15 protein-coding genes and 1 tRNA gene are annotated in these 17,455 nt (G+C 66.2%); 1 reads left to right on the top strand and 15 read right to left on the bottom strand.

Annotated features, from left to right (window positions below):
• Positions 1 to 6: 6 nt before the first annotated feature.
• Positions 7 to 2,115 carry a phosphocholine-specific phospholipase C gene (locus tag AC5P5M_RS09175; RefSeq protein WP_414488143.1) on the top strand — a complete coding sequence of 703 codons (2,109 nt, stop codon included), beginning with the start codon at positions 7 to 9 and terminating at the stop codon, positions 2,113 to 2,115.
• A gap of 66 nt (positions 2,116 to 2,181) precedes the next feature.
• Here the strand turns inward: AC5P5M_RS09175 and AC5P5M_RS09170 are convergent, their stop codons facing one another.
• The 15 genes from AC5P5M_RS09170 to ftsH form a co-directional block, all read right to left on the bottom strand.
• The gene (locus AC5P5M_RS09170; protein WP_495205779.1) at positions 2,182 to 3,102 is read right to left on the bottom strand and encodes a hypothetical protein; all 921 of its coding nucleotides are present in this window, start codon (positions 3,100 to 3,102) and stop codon (positions 2,182 to 2,184) included.
• A gap of 179 nt (positions 3,103 to 3,281) precedes the next feature.
• Positions 3,282 to 3,374, bottom strand: a tRNA-Ser gene (locus AC5P5M_RS09165).
• Positions 3,375 to 3,451: 77 nt separating this feature from the next.
• On the bottom strand, positions 3,452 to 3,655 hold the full coding sequence (gene csrA / locus AC5P5M_RS09160; protein ID WP_053520007.1) for a carbon storage regulator CsrA: 204 nt from the start codon (positions 3,653 to 3,655) through the stop codon (positions 3,452 to 3,454).
• Between the two features lie 147 nt (positions 3,656 to 3,802).
• Positions 3,803 to 6,451 (bottom strand): alanine--tRNA ligase, encoded by a 2,649-nt coding sequence (gene alaS / locus AC5P5M_RS09155; RefSeq protein WP_283219022.1) that lies wholly within the window; start codon positions 6,449 to 6,451, stop codon positions 3,803 to 3,805.
• 109 nt (positions 6,452 to 6,560) lie between these two features.
• A complete protein-coding gene (recX, locus tag AC5P5M_RS09150) occupies positions 6,561 to 7,055 on the bottom strand; it encodes a recombination regulator RecX (protein WP_111186069.1) in 495 nt (164 codons plus the stop codon).
• Between the two features lie 110 nt (positions 7,056 to 7,165).
• Positions 7,166 to 8,203, bottom strand: coding sequence for a recombinase RecA (gene recA / locus AC5P5M_RS09145; protein WP_053520004.1), 1,038 nt, complete (start codon positions 8,201 to 8,203; stop codon positions 7,166 to 7,168).
• Between the two features lie 204 nt (positions 8,204 to 8,407).
• Positions 8,408 to 9,043: a transcriptional repressor LexA gene (gene lexA / locus AC5P5M_RS09140; RefSeq protein ID WP_074901220.1), complete on the bottom strand. Its 636-nt coding sequence runs from the start codon at positions 9,041 to 9,043 to the stop codon at positions 8,408 to 8,410.
• A gap of 89 nt (positions 9,044 to 9,132) precedes the next feature.
• Complete coding sequence (gene ubiB / locus AC5P5M_RS09135) at positions 9,133 to 10,815, bottom strand: 2-polyprenylphenol 6-hydroxylase (RefSeq protein WP_065181390.1); 1,683 nt, start codon at positions 10,813 to 10,815, stop codon at positions 9,133 to 9,135.
• A 34-nt stretch (positions 10,816 to 10,849) separates the two neighbouring features.
• Positions 10,850 to 11,344, bottom strand: coding sequence for a CinA family protein (locus AC5P5M_RS09130; protein ID WP_053520002.1), 495 nt, complete (start codon positions 11,342 to 11,344; stop codon positions 10,850 to 10,852).
• A 120-nt stretch (positions 11,345 to 11,464) separates the two neighbouring features.
• The gene (gene hflX, locus AC5P5M_RS09125; protein ID WP_065174932.1) at positions 11,465 to 12,775 is read right to left on the bottom strand and encodes a ribosome rescue GTPase HflX; all 1,311 of its coding nucleotides are present in this window, start codon (positions 12,773 to 12,775) and stop codon (positions 11,465 to 11,467) included.
• 14 nt (positions 12,776 to 12,789) lie between these two features.
• Positions 12,790 to 13,065 (bottom strand): RNA chaperone Hfq, encoded by a 276-nt coding sequence (gene hfq, locus AC5P5M_RS09120; RefSeq protein ID WP_004152891.1) that lies wholly within the window; start codon positions 13,063 to 13,065, stop codon positions 12,790 to 12,792.
• A 96-nt stretch (positions 13,066 to 13,161) separates the two neighbouring features.
• On the bottom strand, positions 13,162 to 14,115 hold the full coding sequence (gene miaA / locus AC5P5M_RS09115; RefSeq protein WP_065181258.1) for a tRNA (adenosine(37)-N6)-dimethylallyltransferase MiaA: 954 nt from the start codon (positions 14,113 to 14,115) through the stop codon (positions 13,162 to 13,164).
• Entirely contained in the window at positions 14,115 to 15,011 is an 897-nt protein-coding gene (gene folP / locus AC5P5M_RS09110; RefSeq protein ID WP_495205778.1) for a dihydropteroate synthase, read from the bottom strand. The genes miaA and folP overlap by 1 nt, the downstream gene beginning before the upstream one ends.
• A 159-nt stretch (positions 15,012 to 15,170) precedes the next feature.
• Positions 15,171 to 15,356 (bottom strand): hypothetical protein, encoded by a 186-nt coding sequence (locus AC5P5M_RS09105; protein ID WP_164152236.1) that lies wholly within the window; start codon positions 15,354 to 15,356, stop codon positions 15,171 to 15,173.
• A gap of 102 nt (positions 15,357 to 15,458) precedes the next feature.
• Complete coding sequence (gene ftsH / locus AC5P5M_RS09100) at positions 15,459 to 17,396, bottom strand: ATP-dependent zinc metalloprotease FtsH (RefSeq protein WP_053519737.1); 1,938 nt, start codon at positions 17,394 to 17,396, stop codon at positions 15,459 to 15,461.
• Positions 17,397 to 17,455: the final 59 nt, after the last annotated feature.

Genomic DNA, 17,455 nt, shown 5'->3' with positions numbered 1-17,455 from the left:
GAACCCGTGACCGATATCGGCCGTCGCCGACTGCTGCAGGCCGGCCTTGCCGCCGGCCTTTCACCGCTGCTGCCGAGCATCGCCCGGGCCGCCGCGATCGCCCCCGATGCACGCACCCGCAGCCTGCAGGACCTGCAGCACATCGTGGTGTTCATGCAGGAGAACCGCTCGTTCGATCACTACTTCGGCACCCTGCCGGGCGTGCGCGGATTCGGTGATCGTTTCGTGGCCCCCGCCGCCCCCCTGACGGGCGGTGGCGCTGCGCGCACCCTGTGGCTGCAACCCGATGCCAGCAGCAGCCGCGCGATCGCACCGTTCCCGCTGGATACCGCCGCGCACTTCGGCTACATGCGCGTCGAAGGCACGCCGCACACCTGGCCTGACGCGCAGCGTGCCTGGGACCATGGGCGCATGGGGCAGTGGCCCAAGGCCAAGCAGAATCACTCCATGGGCTACTTCCAGCGCAGCGACCTGCCCTTCCAGTTCGCACTCGCCGATGCCTTCACCGTCTGCGATGCCTATCACTGCGCGATCCAGGCCGGCACCAACCCGAACCGGGTGTTCCTGTGGACCGGCCACAACGATCCCTTTGCCCGCGCCGGCGGCCCGGTGATCGCCAACTCCCACGACAACTTCCCGGAGCACGGCGGCCATCCGGCGTCCTACCAGTGGACCAGCTACGTCGAGCAGCTGCAGCAGGCAGGGGTGTCCTGGCAGATCTACCAGGACATGGCCGACAACTTCACCGACAACCCGCTGGCCGGATTCGAGACCTTCCGGCAGGCGTACCGCGCTGCACCGGGTCACGATCCGCAGCTCCGCGCACGCGGGGTCAGCACGCGCGGGCTGGCACAGCTGCGCCAGGATGTGGTCGACGGGCAGTTGCCACAGGTCAGCTTCATCATCGCCGACGCTGCCGGCAGCGAACATCCCGGCCCCTCCAGCCCGGCGCAGGGCGCGGCCTACACCGCGCGCGTGCTCGACGCGCTGACCGCCGACCCGGAGGTCTGGAGTCGTACCGCCCTGCTGTTGATGTTCGACGAGAACGACGGCTTCTTCGACCACGTGCCGCCGCCCGCCCCGCCTTCACCGCTGGCGGATGGCTGGGCCGGCGCATCGTCGGTCGGCACCGAAGGCGAATACCATCGGCATCCTGCGCCTGGCGACGAGAAGTACGACGCCGCCGAGCTGCGTGGCCGCCCCTATGGACTGGGCCCACGCGTGCCGTTGTATGTGATCTCGCCCTGGAGCCGGGGCGGCTGGGTCGATTCGCAGGTGTATGACCACACCTCGGTACTGCGTCTGATCGAACGCCGCTTCGGTGTGCCCGCACCGGGCATCTCACCGTGGCGGCGCGCGGTCTGTGGCGATCTGACCCACGCGTTCGATTTCGCCCAGCGCGATACCCGCCCCTTCGTGCAAGCGTTGCCTGACGTCGATGCGGTGGCCGCGCGCGCGGCGGCCCTGCCGGGCCGGACCGTGCCTGCACTGCCGGAGGGGTTGCACCCTGCACGCCAGGAAGCCGGGGTGAGACCGGCACGCGCCCTGCCCTATCGGCCGCAGGCCCGGATCACCGCATTGGCCGCCGGAAGCATCGATCTGCAGCTGGCCTGCGAAGGAGCGGCAGCGGTACTGCATGTCTACGACCGGCTGCGCCTGGACGCGATTCCGAGGCGTTACACGCTGGTGCCGGGCACGCCCGTGCAGGCGCGCTGGCCACTTGCTGCCGATGGCCGCTTCGACCTGTGGCTGCTGGGCCCCAATGGATTCCATCGCCACTTCCGCGGCGATGCCACCTCCCCGATGTTGCTGGCGGAGATGGAGCGCGCCGATGGCCAGCTTCGCCTGCGTCTGCGTAATCCAGGCGATGAGCCCTGCCGGGTCCGCGTGCAGGGAGGCGCCTATGCCGGGCACATGCCGGACCAGACGCTGGACATTGCCGCGCGCTCGGAAACATCACTGGCCTGGGATGCAGCGCCTACCGCAGGGTGGTACGACCTGCATGTCAGCGCTGGAAGCGGTGCGCTGCGCCTGGCAGGGCGCGTCGAGGATGGCCGCCCCGGCACCAGCGATCCGGCGATGGGCAGTGAACCCTTGCGGTTCCAGCACGATTGAGGTCGAGGACGAAATCCGGCAGGCCGCGTCCTGCCCCATCGAAACCGACGGAATCGGGACTGCGCGTCATTGATCTGCGATGCAGCAGTCCGCGTACACCTGCGTCGCCCGCTCGCGCGCAGCCTCGCGCTGTGCAGGGCTCAACTTCGCCTGCAACTCCTGCAGGCTCCTCGCCGGCATATGTGCCGGATTTGCCTTGGCAGCGGCCAAGGCATATGCATAGGCATTCACGCCATCGTAGGCGGTGATTCTTCCCTTGTCGTACGCGCTGGACAGGTGACTGACCGCATCGAGGCTTCCCGTTGCCGCAGCATCATGGAGATGGCGCATCGCACTCTCCCGCCATCTGACCAGGGATTCCGGATTCGCAAGCCACTCCGACGGAGGGCCGATGACGGTCTCGGGATCGGCCGCGTAAAGCAGCTTGGCTTCGATTGAACCCTGCGAGGCGGCCCTGGCAAGCCATGCTCCATGATAGAAGGCAGGCGCAGCTACCAGGGACGCACACTCGCCCAGACGACGCTCATCATTGACCAACGAGGCAGGATCCGGCGTCATGCCTGCATTACGAAGGAAATAGAATGACGCGACCGGATCATGCTTGATCAGGTTCCTGCACTCGCGCACCGTCAACTCCATCAGATAGCTCGCATCCGCATCACCGGCGTCGGAACGCTGCTTCATCACCCTCATGTACTCAAGCGCATCGCCCGGCGGCCGCCGCTCACGGTTGCCGGCAATCTCGTATGCCTTCGGACCTACCCGGCGGAAGACCTGGGGATTCGGCGGCTGCGGACCCGTTCGCGCAGCGGCACGATGCTGCTTTGAGGGCACGGGTGCGACGTCAGTGCGGCCTTGCGTGTGAGGCGCGTGCGCCGCAATCGCCTGCGGCATGGAATCCGCGCGGCCCCACAGGACATAACCGCCGGTCAACACGACAACTGCCACGCCGCCCACGATCAGAGCGCGCTTCAAGGAAATCTGCATCCGCACTTCCCGTCCCATCGATCGCCGATCCGTCGGCGTACCGGCTCAGCACATCAGAACCTGCAATCCAAGTCCAGCAATCAGCGCAGACTCGATTCCTGCAGGTGATGGGCAACGTGCTGCACGGGAGAATTCCGGCCACAAAAAAGCCCCTGTCTCCAGGGGCTTTTCTGAGTATCTGGCGGAGTGAGAGGGATTCGAACCCTCGATAGAGCTTTTGACCCTATACTCCCTTAGCAGGGGAGCCCCTTCGGCCACTCGGGCATCACTCCGTGGATTTCACCGCAGGGGTGCGTCGCACCTCAGCGGGGCGTGAATCATAACGTTAATCACGCGCGAAGGTAAAGCCTTATTCCGCAGAATTTTCACCACCGGCGCTGCCGGCTTCGTCACCACGCTGGATGCGCTGGTAGATCTCTTCGCGATGCACAGCGACGTCCTTCGGCGCAGTGATGCCGATACGTACCTGGTTACCCTTGACGCCGAGCACGGTGACGCTCACCGAGTCACCGATCATCAAGGTTTCGCCGACGCGGCGAGTCAGGATCAACATTTTTGTAAGTCTCCATGGAACCGTGTGGAAGGGTATCCCCCACCGGCTTGACGCTTCGTCAAGAAGCGCTACCACGACAAAGGGAAAAGATTCGCAATGGTACCGTCAGCCGTCCCGCTCCTACAAGAAGGGGGACGGCAGGCTTCATCACAGGCGGGGGCTGACCCATTCGACGACGGCAGCCAGTGCAGTGGCAAGGGCGGGCCCGTCCTCGCCACCACCCTGGGCGAGGTCCGGGCGTCCGCCGCCCTTGCCCCCGATCTGACCGGCGATATGCGACAACAGTTCCCCGGCCTTGACCCGGCCCGTTGCACTGCCGTTCACGCCGGCGACCAGGGCGGCCTTGCCGTCCTGGGCACCTGCCAGCACGATCACCGCGTCTCCCAGCTGCTGCTTCAGGCGGTCCACGGCATCGCGCAGCGCCTTGGCGTCGAAGCCCTCCAGGCGGGCCGCCAGCACCTTCACGCCCGCGACCTCGACCGCCTGGCTGGAAAGGTCGGCGGTCGCACCCGCGGCAACCTTGGCCTTCACCGCTTCCAGTTCACGTTCCAGCTGCTTCTGGCGCTGGCCAAGCGCCCGGATCTTCTCGACCACGTCGGCAGCACTGCCACCCAGCAGCTCGGCCGCCTCGGACAACCGCGCCTCTTCGGCATCGACGTAATCCAGGGCGCCCTGACCGGTGACCGCTTCGATGCGACGCACGCCCGCGGAGACACCGCCTTCCGAGGTGATCTTGAACAGGCCGATATCACCGGTGCGCTTGACGTGGGTGCCACCACACAGTTCGGTGGAATAGTCGCCCATTTTCAGTACCCGGACCTGTTCGCCGTACTTCTCTCCGAACAGTGCCATGGCGCCGAAATCGAGTGCTTCCTGCATGCCCATGGAGTGCACTTCGGCAACATTGTTGGCACGCACCTGCTGATTGACCTTGCGCTCGATCACGGCCAGTTCTTCGGCACTGATCGGCTGGAAATGCGAGAAATCGAAACGCAGGCGGTCCGGCGCCACCAGCGAGCCCTTCTGCTGCACGTGCGTGCCCAGCACCTCGCGCAGGGCCGCGTGCAGCAGATGGGTGGCCGAGTGGTTGAGGATGGTGGCGCCGCGGCGCTCACCGTCGACCTCGCCAGCCAGCACATCGCCCACCTTCAGGTCGCCTTCGGTCAGGGTACCGACATGGCCGTGGAACTGGCCCGCGAACTTCTGGGTGTCTTCCACCGCCAGGCGCACGCCGTTGCCGGTCATTACGCCGGTATCGCCGACCTGGCCGCCGGACTCGGCATAGAACGGCGTCTGGTTGGTGATGACGATGACGGCATCGCCGGCACTGGCCGACTGTACCGGACGCCCCTCCTTGAGCAGCGCCAGCACGGTCAGGTCACCGGCCTGCAGGCGGTCGTAGCCCAGGAACGCGGTCGGGGTGAGCGTCGCCACCAGCTCGGCCGGCAGGGTCACGCCACCGCCGAACTTGCCCGCGGCACGCGCGGTCTCGCGCTGCTGTTCCATCGCCGCATCGAACCCGGCGATATCGACCGTCAGGTCACGCTCGCGGGCGATGTCCTGGGTCAGGTCCAGGGGGAAGCCATAGGTGTCGTAAAGGCGGAAGGCGTCACCACCCGGGATCACGCCATTGCCGGCCCTTGCCGCAACGTCTTCGAAGATTTTCATGCCGGCGTCGAGCGTCTCGGCGAACCGCTCCTCCTCAGCCTGCAGCGCGCGGGTCACGGTGTCCGCTGCCGCCGGCAGCTCCGGATAGGCCTCGCCCATCTGTGCAACCAGCGTCGGCACCAGCTTGCTGAAGAACGGCTGGCGCACACCCAGCATCCAACCATGACGCAGGGCGCGGCGGATGATACGGCGCAGCACATAGCCACGTCCCTCGTTGGAAGGCAGGACGCCATCGACGATCAGGAACGAGCAGGCGCGGATGTGGTCGGCAATCACGCGCAGCGACTTGTTTTCCAGATCGGAGGTGCCGGTCAGCTCGGAGGCCTTGCGGATCAGAGCCTGGAACAGGTCGATCTCGTAATTGGTGTGGACATGCTGCAGGATCGCCGCAAGACGCTCCAGGCCCATGCCGGTATCCACGCAAGGCGCCGGCAGCGGCACCAGAGTGCCGTCCGGCTGGCGGTCGAACTGCATGAACACCAGATTCCAGATCTCGATGAAGCGGTCGCCATCCTCATCCGGCGACCCCGGAGGACCGCCGGCAATGTGGTCGCCGTGGTCGTAGAAAATCTCGGTGCACGGACCACACGGGCCGGTGTCGGCCATCTGCCAGAAGTTGTCCGAAGCGAACGGCGCGCCCTTGTTGTCGCCGATCCGCACGATGCGCTCTTCCGGCACCCCCACCATGTCGCGCCACAGTTCGTAGGCTTCGTCGTCGGTCTGGTAGACGGTCACCAGCAGGCGATCGGCCGGCAGCTTCCAGACCTGGGTCAGCAGCTCCCACGCCCACGCAATCGCGTCCTTCTTGAAGTAGTCACCAAACGACCAGTTGCCCAGCATTTCAAAGAAGGTGTGATGGCGGGCGGTGTAGCCAACCTGGTCAAGATCGTTGTGCTTGCCACCCGCGCGCAGGCAGCGCTGGACATCGGCCGCGCGCACGTAGCTGCGCTTCTCGGCACCGAGGAACACGTCCTTGAACTGCACCATGCCGGAGTTGGTGAACAGCAGGGTCGGATCGTTGCCAGGCACCAGCGGTGCCGACGGCACGATGGTATGGCCTTTGCCCTTGAAGAATTCAAGGAAATCGCTACGGATCTGGGAGGTCGTGAATTTGGCGGGTGCGTTCATTGGGGGCTGGCAGTCTGCGGGCCGGCGGACCCGGACCACCGGCCGCCTGGGCCAGGGTCGCGACGGACCGCCGAAAACCTAAAGGGTATCAGGCCCGGCGCCGCCAGTCTCAATCGTCAGGGTCGTAGCGGGTCGCACGGCGGATGCTGTCACCGTCGAAGCCCCGCCGCGCCAGCAGATCTGCCGCTTTGCGGCGCTGCGCCAGGTCCTGTGGGCCGGCCTCGCCAAAGCGGCGGCGGACCAGATCACGGGCGTTCTCCTGCCAGTCGCCCTCGTAGCTGTCCATCGCTGCGGCAATCGCGGCACTGTCCAGCCCATGGGTCCCCAGTTCGGCACGCACATGGATGGGGCCGTAACCGGTGTTGGCCCGCATGCGTACCAGGTTCTCGGCAAACCGGGTGTCGTCCTGCCACCCCGCCTCGGTCAGCTTGGCGACCGCTGCCTGCGCGGCTTCGTCTTCGATACCCCGCGCAGTCAGTTTGCGGGTCAATTCCTTGCGTGAATGCTCCCGGCGGACCAGCAGGCCCAGTGCCCGCTGCACCGGAGTCTGCTCGCGAGGCCGGCGCTTTCGGCCTGTCGAGGTAGGTTCGTCGCTGTCGGACATCAATGCCTCCAGGGGTGGCGCCGTCCCTGGCACCCTGCCCATCCTGGGCGGTTCGAACCTGCGGGGTAGAGCGACGTCACTGACGGCGTCACCCTACCCCACAGCAAGACTTACTCGTCGTCGCCTTCGTCGTCGCCTTCCTCGCGGACGGCCTCGGACGGCTGGAATTTCTCGCGCAGCTCGGCTTCGAGCTTGGCGGCAACGGTCGGGTTGTCACGCAGATAACCGCGGGCGTTGTCCTTGCCCTGGCCGATGCGCTCTTCGCCATAGCTGTACCAGGCACCGGCCTTCTCGACCAGCTTGGCATCCACGCCCATGTCGATCAGTTCACCTTCACGGCTGATGCCTTCGCCATACAGGATCTCGGTGATTACCTGCTTGAACGGCGGGGCCAGCTTGTTCTTGACGACCTTGATCTTGGTTTGGTTACCGATGATCTCATCGCCCTTCTTGATGGCACCGATCCGGCGGATGTCCAGACGGACCGAGGCATAGAACTTCAGCGCGTTGCCACCCGTGGTGGTCTCCGGGCTCTGGCCCGGCATCATCACGCCGATCTTCATGCGCAACTGGTTGATGAAGATCACCAGCGTGTTCGAGCGCTTGATGTTGCCGGTCAGCTTACGCAGCGCCTGGCTCATCAGGCGGGCCTGCAGACCCGGCAACTGGTCGCCCATCTCGCCCTCGATTTCGGCCTTCGGGGTCAATGCCGCGACCGAGTCGATCACCAGGATGTCCACCGAGCCGGAACGGACCAGCATGTCGGCGATTTCCAATGCCTGTTCACCGGTATCGGGCTGCGACAGCAGCAGGTCGTCCACGTTCACGCCAAGCTTGGCGGCATAGATCGGGTCGAGAGCGTGCTCGGCATCGATGAAGGCAGCGGTGCCTCCCATCTTCTGGCATTCGGCGATGGCCTGCAGCGTCAGCGTGGTCTTGCCCGAGGACTCCGGTCCATAGATTTCCACCACGCGGCCCTTCGGCAGACCCCCGATGCCCAATGCGATGTCGAGCATCAGCGAACCGGTCGGGATGGCTTCGACGGGCTCGACCACACGGTCGCCCATGCGCATCACCGAGCCCTTGCCGAACTGCTTTTCGATCTGGCCCAGAGCAGCAGCCAATGCGCGCTTCTTGTTCTCGTCCATCGTATTGGTCCTTGCAGAGGTCATTTCGTTGGGGGTGCTGTCTTTGGGGGTCTTCTTTGCCATGGGTTCACTTTAAGGCGGACGTATCGCACAGGCTGAGATTCTGCCCGGCGCTCTGAAAAGAATTATCGGACATCCGTACCAACCTCGGTGGAACCAGAGAATCGCCACAAAAGACCGCGGGGTAACGCACCTTCGAACGCTTCAGCGATTCGGCCGCAACAGGCCGCAGTACAGGCCTTCGATCGAGAAGTCCTGGTCGGGAAGCACTTCGATCGGCTTGTAATCGGGGTTCCGGGGCAACAGCCGGATACGGTCCTTCGCGATCTTCAGCAGCTTGACGGTGATCTCATCATCGATGCGCGCCACCACGATCTGCCCCGAATGGGCGTCTCGGGTGCGGTGCACGCCGATCAGGTCACCATCGAAGATGCCTTCGTCGATCATCGAGTCACCCTGCACCTTCAGCAGGTAATCCGGCGCGGGCGAAAAGAACACCCGGTCCAGCACCACGAAATCGTCCGAGCCGATATCCGCGCCGATAGGGAGGCCGGCGGCGACCCGCCCCAGTACTGGCAGCCGCAGCACGCTGTCGGGCAGCCCGGGCTCGGCCAGGGTCTCCACGGGGGGAGCCTGCACCAGGCGGATGCCCCGGGCCTGGCCGGGAATGCGGCGGATCGCTCCCGCCTGCTCCAGCGCCTCCAGGTGGTACTGGGCCGCGCGTACGCCCTTGAAGCCGAACGCACGTGCGATTTCAGTCTGCGACGGCGGCGCGCCTTCGCTCTCGATACGCTCGGCGATCAACTGCAGGATCGCCTGCTGGGTGTCGGTCAGGTCCATGGTTAGTAGTATTACTACTAACCGCGGGAACTGCAAGTGCCGGACACGACAGGGCAAAGCATGCCGGGCGATACCGCGGCGAACGACACTCAGTCGTGCCTGCCACTTCTCCAGATGGAAAACAGGATCCAGACGCCGCAGATACCGGCCCCGACGAATCCGGAGACCCCGAGTGCCAGCAGCCAGCGGCTGGAAACCCCACCGACGCTGTGCATGACGATCGATGAGCCGATGATCAGCGCTGCAGTCACGATGCCCATCACCATGCGATTGGCCGCACGGTTCACCTGCTCGCCAAAGCCCTGCAGCGCACTGGTCTCGACCTTCAGCTGCAGGCGCCCACGGCGCGCCGCCTGCACCAGCTTGCGCAGATCGCGCGGCAGATCGCCGGCGAAGTCGATCATTCCCAACAGGCTGCGCCGGCCGCGTTTGAGCAATGCCCGCGGCGCGTAGCGCTGCAGTACCACCCGCTCCAGGAAGGGGCGTGCGGCACTGGCCATGTCGAAGTCCGGGTCGAGCTGCCGGCCCATGCCTTCCAGGGTGAGGAACGCCTTGATCATCAGTGCGAGGTCGGCCGGCAGGGTCAGGCTGTAGCTGCGCAGCAACTGGGTGATGTCGCCCAGCATCAGGCCGATGCGCAGATCCTTCAGCGGCACGCCACGGTACTGGTCAACGAACTGGCTGATGTCGTGCTGCAGCCGGTTCTCATCCACCTCCACGCCCCCGGCCCAGTCCAGCAGGACGTCGGCCACCCCCTGCGGGTCCTGTTCGACCAGCCCGTGCAGCAGTTGCGCAACCTGGAAGCGACGCACTTCGGACAGTGCCCCGACCATGCCGAAGTCGATCACGCCGATGCGGCCGTCACGCAGATAGATGATGTTGCCCGGGTGTGGATCGGCGTGGAAGCTGCCGTCCTCGAGCACCATCTTCAATACGATGTTGGCACCGCGCCGCGCCAGTTCGCGACGGTCCAGCCCTGCTGCGTCCACGCCGGCAAGATCGCGGCCCGGAATGCCGTCCACGAAGTCCTGCACGTTCAGGCTTTCGCAGGTCCACTGCCAATGCACGCCGGGAACAAGGATGTCGTCGCGACCTTCAAAGTTGCGTGCGATGCGCTCCGCGTTGCGGCATTCGGCCGCGAAATCGAGTTCGCGCCGCAGCGATACGGTGAACTGCTGCACCACCTCTGCCGGCCGGTAACGGCGCAGATCCGGAAGACGCGCCTCGACGATTTCGGCCAGCCGTGCCAGCAGGCGCAGGTCGGCTTCGACCACGTCACGGATGCCGGGACGACGCACTTTCAGCACCACTTCGCGGCCGTCCAGCAGGCGCGCGCGATGGGCCTGCGCCAGCGAGGCCGCCGCCATCGGTGTTTCGTCGAGGAAGGCGAATACCTGCTGCGGAGGCGCGCCCAGATCGGCCTCCAGCTGCGCGCGGATCTGCGCATAAGGAAGGGCCGGTACCGCATTCTGGAGTTCGGAAAGCTCGGCGATCCACTCCGGCGGCAGCAGATCGACACGGGTCGCCAGCACCTGTCCGAGTTTGACGAACGTCGGACCGAGGTCCTGCAGGGCGCTGCGCACCCGCACCGGCGCGGTCATCCGCAGCAGATGCTGGCGGTCCTCGTTCCAGTGCAGCAGGCGCCCGGCACGCTCCAGCACCGTGGCCAGGCCGATCCGGCGCACCACGTCGCCGAAGCCATAACGGATCAGGACCGCTGCAATTTCCTGCAGCCTCCCCAGGTCACGGACGGTGCCCAGCGTTTCCCACATCATGCGTGCTCCGGACGATTACCGCAGCAGCATGTCACAGCTGGGCGTCGATACCGTGCAATGCCGCAGCGACGGTTTGCCTGCGGATGGCTTCGCGGTCGCCATCGAACTGGAACAGTTCCGCCCGGGCGTATCCGCCGCGGCGCTTCCAGCCGATCCAGACGCTGCCGACCGGCTTGTCCGGGCTGCCGCCACCAGGACCGGCAATGCCGGTAACCGCCACCGCGATGCCGGCACCAGAGTTGATCAGGGCGCCGGACACCATCTCCAGCACCGTTTCGCGGCTCACCGCACCGAACTGCTCCAGCGTCTGCGCACGTACCCCCAGCAGGCGCTGCTTGGCTTCGTAGCTGTAGACCACCATGCCGCAGTCGAAAAACGCCGAGGAACCGGCAATGTCGGTCATGGTCTTGGCGATCCAGCCGCCACTGCAGCTTTCAGCCGTCACAAGCTGCAGCGAGGCCTGCTGCAGGCGCTGCCCGAGTGCGGCAGCTTGGGCGTTGAGGTCGGCGTCGGTAGGGATGGACATCGAGATGACAGTGGGGTGAAGAACCCGCCTGTTGTACCGCAGATCGCAGACGCGTGTCGCGTCCCGGCCGGTACGCGCCCGACTACGCAGCGGCGCGCACCGGGATTGTGCGGCGCTATCTCACCATTCCGGCAGCTTTTCCGGCAGCAGGGCACGGATCGGCCCGCCATCAATGCCCGCCGCGAGTTTTTCGGCTTCGGCAATCGGAAGATCGACCTGCAGCAGCCAGCCCTCCTCGTCTGCCTGCTCGCTGCGGATCACTTCCAGCTGATGCAGGCGCGCGCGCAGGCGGCCCGCATCCGGCGGCAGGCGCAGCTCCCCGGTCACATGCTGCAACCCCAGGCGCTTGCCCAGCACCGCCTGCAACAGCTCCAGGCCCTGCCCGTCACGCGCGGAGATCCAGACCCGCTCGCGGCGCGACTCGTCCGGCACGCCATCCTGACCATCGTGGCGCACTTCGGCGCCCTCGATACGGTCGATCTTGTTGAACACCAGCAGCTGCGGCAGATCACCCGCACCGACCGCAGCCAGCACCTCGTCGACCTGGGCGATGCGCTCCTCGCGGTGCGGATCGGCCGCATCGACCACGTGCAGCAGGAAATCGGCCTCGCGGGCCTCGGACAGGGTCGAGCGGAACGCGGCCACCAGGTCGTGCGGCAGGTCACGGACGAAGCCGACGGTGTCGGCCAGCACGACGTTGCCACCCGGCACAGCGATGCGGCGCACCGTCGGGTCCAGGGTCGCGAACAGCTGGTCGGCCGCATAGGCCTCGGCGCCGGTCATCGCGTTGAACAGGGTCGACTTGCCGGCATTGGTGTAACCGACCAGGGCCACACGCGGCAGTTCGCTGCGCACGCGCGCACGGCGCATCTGGGTGCGCTGGACTTCGACCTTCTCCAGCCGCTTCTGCAACTGCTCCACCCGCTTCTGCAGCAGACGGCGGTCGGTTTCCAGCTGGGTTTCACCCGGGCCGCGCAGGCCGATCGAACCACCGCGCTGGCGCTCCAGATGGGTCCAGCCGCGCACCAGCCGCGTCGCAAGGTGACGCAGCTGCGCCAGCTCGACCTGCAGCTTGCCTTCGTGGCTGTGAGCGCGCTGCGCGAAGATGTCCAGGATCAGCCCGGTACGGTCGATCACCCGGCGCTCCAGAAAGCGTTCCAGGTTGCGTTCCTGGCCGGGGCTCAGCGCATGGTTGACCAGCACCAGATCGGCGCCGGTGGCGTCGGCTGCTGCCTTGATCTCATCCAGCTTGCCGCTGCCGATCAGGGTCGAGGGATTGGGACGGTCCAGGCGCGCGGTGATCGTGGCAGCGATGCTGGCCCCTGCCGAGCGGGCCAGATCACCGAACTCTTCCAGCACGTCGTCTTCCAGCTTGCCGAAGTGCGGCTGGATCAGCAGGGCATGTTCACCCTTTTTCGAGCGGTCAAACATTCACCGCTCCGGTCTTACTCGTCTGCTTCATCACCTGCCTGACCACCTTCACCCGACTGCACATAACCACCGCCCGGCCCAACCTTCACATTGCGTGCCGGCACCACGGTGGAGATCGCATGCTTGTAGACCATCTGGCTGACCGTATTGCGCAGCAGGACCACGAACTGATCGAACGACTCGATCGTGCCCTGCAGCTTGATGCCGTTGACCAGGTACACCGAAACCGGCACGCGCTCGCGCCGCAGTGCATTCAAGAAAGGATCCTGCAGCGATTGCCCCTTGGACATTGCTCACTCCTGATTATTGTTCTTATTGGGTTGCCGGCGGCCGCCGCGGCCCCCGAGCCGCCCGCCGGACAGTGATGTTACACGGCTGGCGGCGGTTCAGCGTGCGACGAAGGTCGACACCGCGTCGGCCAGCCGCTCGTGGTCGATATGGGGGTCGAACCAGCGCGCGTCAAGCTCACCCCGCAGCCAGGTCAGCTGCCGCTTGGCCAGCTGGCGGGTGGCGAAGATCGCCTTGTCGCGGAAGCCGCCGGCATCGATCCGGCCGTCCAGATGCTCCCAAGCCTGGCGGTAGCCGACCGCACGCACCGCCGGCAGGTCCAGCGGTGCCGCGACAGCGGCCATTTCCGGCATCGCGCGCAGATCGCGCACTTCGTCGAGGAAGCCCTGGGCCAGCATGGCATCGAAGCGGGCCTCGATCCGCCGGTGCAGGATTGCCCGGTCGTGCGGCGCCAGGACCAGCTTCAGGGTGCGTACCGGCAGCGGCGCCACGCCGGGCCGGCGCTGCCACTCGCTGATCGGCGTTCCCGTCAGCCGATAGACCTCCAGCGCCCGCTGGATCCGCTGTGGGTCTGTCGCATGGATGCGGGCAGCAGCGGCGGGGTCCACCTTCGCCAGTTCGGCATGCAACGCGGCCCAACCGCGCTCGGCGGCCTCGGCTGCCAGCGTGGCGCGCAGGGCCGGGTCGGCCTCCGGCATGGGCGACAGTCCCTGCAGCAGGGCGCGGAAGTACAGGCCGGTGCCCCCGGCCAGGATCGGCATCCGTCCACGCGCAACGATGTCGGCGACGACGCGGCCGGCGTCGGCGGCGAACTCCGCCGCTGAGTAGGTCTGCCACGGATCACGCAGGTCCAGCAGGTGATGCGGCGCCTGTGCGCGCTCGGAAACGTCGGGCTTGGCCGAACCGATATCCAGATGGCGATAGACCAGCGCCGAGTCAACGCTGACGATCTCGCCATCCAGCTGCCGGGCCAGGGCAATCGCGGTGGCCGTCTTGCCACTGGCGGTCGGCCCCATCACGGCAATCGCCAGCGGCCGCCGGTCAACCCCCATCAGTCTTCGTCCGGCCAGCTGATCGTCGGCCGGGTGTCATCGCGTGGCGCCGGCACGGCGTCCACCGCCTGCCAGATCTTCAGTGCATCGACGGTGGCGGCGACGTCATGCACACGCACGATACGCGCACCGCGCTGCACGGCAATCAGGTGCGCGGCCACCGACGCCGCCACCCGCTCGGCCGGCGCGTCACGCCCGGTCAGCTCGCCAAGGCTGCGCTTGCGCGACAGGCCCGCCAGCATCGGCACACCCAGTTCCAGAAAACGCTCCGAACGCGCCAACAGGGTCATGTTGTGCGCGGTGTTCTTGCCGAAGCCGAAACCCGGATCGATGACCAGATGCTTCTTCGCGATGCCGGCCATCTCGGCGGCGAACAGGCGCTGCACGAGAAACCCGTGGACTTCGGCAACGACGTCGTCGTAGTGCGGATCGGCCTGCATGTTGCCCGGCTCGCCCTGCATGTGCATCAGCACCACCGGCACGTTGGCCGCAGCGGCCGCTTCCAGCGCGCCGTCCTGGCGCAGGCCGAAGATGTCGTTGATCATGCCGGCGCCGGCGGCCACCGCCGCGCGCATCACCTCAGGCTTGAAGGTATCGATGCTGATCGGCACGGATGTACGCGCCGCAAGCTGCTCGACGACCGGAACGATGCGGCGGAGCTCTTCCTCCACCGATACCGATGCAGCGCCGGGACGGGTCGATTCACCCCCGATGTCGAGCAGGTCGGCGCCCTCTTCCACCAGCTTCAGGCCATGCGCGACCGCGGCTTCCGTGGTGTCATGGTGCCCGCCGTCAGAGAACGAATCCGGGGTGACGTTGACGATGCCCATGACCCGGGCACGGTCCAGGCGCAGGATGCGACCGGCGCAGTCGAGCTGGGGCGAGGTATCGAACATGGGCAATCCTGCAGGGACAACGGCGGGTAGTTTAGTTCGGCAGGGCTGCGCCCTGCACCCGCAGAGGCCAGGGCGACAACAACAGCCAGAGCAACAGCGGGTTTGCTGATGAAAGGCGGGGCCGGTCCGGTTGCAGGGCGTCAGCCCTGCCGACACCCCTCAACGGCGGCGGCGCTTGCGGTCCACGTACAGGGTCCTGGCAACGCTCAGCACGATGCCGACCGCAATACCCACCACGCAGCCCAGCAGCAGATTGTCGGCCCCCAGGCCCACACCCACACCGACCACGGTGGCGATGACCATCTCGACGGTGTGGGAAATCGGTTCGGGCTTCGGGGCGGACATGCGGGCTCCAGCGTCAGATCGGTTCTTCGGGGTGGGCCGAGGGCCCGGAAACGACGAAGCCGGGTTGCCCCGGCCTCGTCTGATGTCACGTGCAGCGGGCCGTCAGTGCGATTCGGCCGGGCCGGCGATCGGCGGCAGCGGGCGAGCATCACCGCCCTTGTCGTTGCTGCCACCGTCCTTGTTCGACTTGTTCCAGCCCGCCGGCGGCGGCGGCTCGCGACCTTCCATGATGGCATCGATCTGCGGCGCGTCGATGGTCTCGTACTGCAGCAACAGCTGCGACATCGTGTGCAGCTTGTCGATGTTGTCGGTCAGCAACTGGGTGGTGCGGGCGTAGGCCTTGTCGAGGATGTTGCGCACTTCCTCGTCGATGCGGCGCGCGGTGTCGTTGGACACGCTCTTGTGCTGCGTCACCGAGCGGCCCAGGAAGACTTCGTCGTCCTCCTCGCCATAGGCGATCGGACCGAGTTCTTCGGACAGGCCCCACTTGGTGACCATGTTGCGGGCCATCTTGGTGGCGCGCTCGATGTCGTTGGACGCACCCGTGGTGACCTTGTCGGTGCCGAAGATCAGCTCTTCGGCGACGCGGCCGCCGTACAGCGAGCACAGCTGCGACTGGATCGCCACGCGGTTCATCGAGTACTTGTCGCCCTCAGGCAGGTACATGGTCACACCCAGGGCGCGGCCGCGCGGAATGATCGTGACCTTGTAGACCGGGTCGTGCTCGGGCACCAGGCGGCCGACGATGGCATGGCCGGCTTCGTGGTAGGCAGTGAGCGTCTTCTCCTCCTCGCTCATGGCCATCGAACGGCGCTCGGCACCCATCAGGATCTTGTCACGGGCACGATCGAAGTGGTCCATGCGGACTTCCTTCTCGTTGCCACGCGCGGCAAACAGGGCTGCCTCGTTGCAGAGGTTGGCCAGGTCCGCGCCGGAGAAGCCCGGGGTACCGCGTGCGATCACCAGCGGCTCGACGTCGTCGGCCAGCGGCAGCTTGCGCATGTGCACCTTCAGGATATGCTCGCGGCCCTTCACGTCGGGCAGACCGACCACCACCTGGCGATCGAAGCGACCCGGGCGCAGCAGCGCCGGGTCCAGCACGTCCGGACGGTTGGTCGCGGCGATCACGATCACGCCTTCGCCACCCTCGAAGCCATCCATCTCGACCAGCAGCTGGTTCAGGGTCTGCTCGCGCTCGTCGTGACCGCCGCCCAGGCCGGCACCACGGTGACGGCCGACGGCATCGATCTCGTCGATGAAGATGATGCACGGGGCGTGCTTCTTGGCCTGCTCGAACATGTCACGCACGCGGCTGGCGCCGACGCCGACGAACATTTCCACGAAGTCCGAACCGGAGATCGAGAAGAACGGCACCTTCGCCTCACCGGCGATGGCCTTGGCCAGCAGCGTCTTGCCGGTACCCGGCGGGCCGACCATCAGCACGCCACGCGGAATCTTGCCGCCCAGCTTGGTGAACTTGGACGGGTCGCGCAGGAAGTCGACCAGTTCGCCCACTTCCTCCTTGGCCTCGTCGCAGCCGGCGACATCGGCGAAGGTGACCTTGATCTGGTCCTCGCCCTGCAGCTTGGCGCGCGATTTGCCGAAGGACATCGCGCCCTTGGCGCCGCCGCCGCCGCCCTGCATCTGGCGCATGATGAACAGCCAGAAGCCGATGATCAGGATGACCGGCAGGAAATTCATCAGGATCGCGCCCAGGGAGATGCCGCTGGAGGGCTCCTCCTGCACGATCTCGACGTTCTTGGTGCGCAGCACGTTGATCAGGTCGCGATCGAACGGCGCGGTGATGGTGGACGACTGTCCACCCCGGGTGGTGTAGGTGATCTGGCTGGTGCCGCCGCGCATGTCGCCGCCGAAGGCGACCTTCTGCACGTTGCCGCTGTCCACCTGGTCCAGGAACTGCGAATAGGACGCACCCTGCGCACCGGCCCCGGAGGACTTGGGCGAGAAGCTCTGGAAGACCACCATCAGCACGACGGCGACGACCACCCATAGCAGGAGGTTCTTGGTCAAGTCGTTCATCCTCATTGGCTCCGGTGTTCCTCTCAGTACGGGCGTTGCGTTGGGGTTGAAACTTACGT

It is taken from the genome of Stenotrophomonas sp. YJH_SMC_106-19 (assembly GCF_059368375.1).
This window is presented reverse-complemented; position numbering and strand designations above follow the sequence as displayed.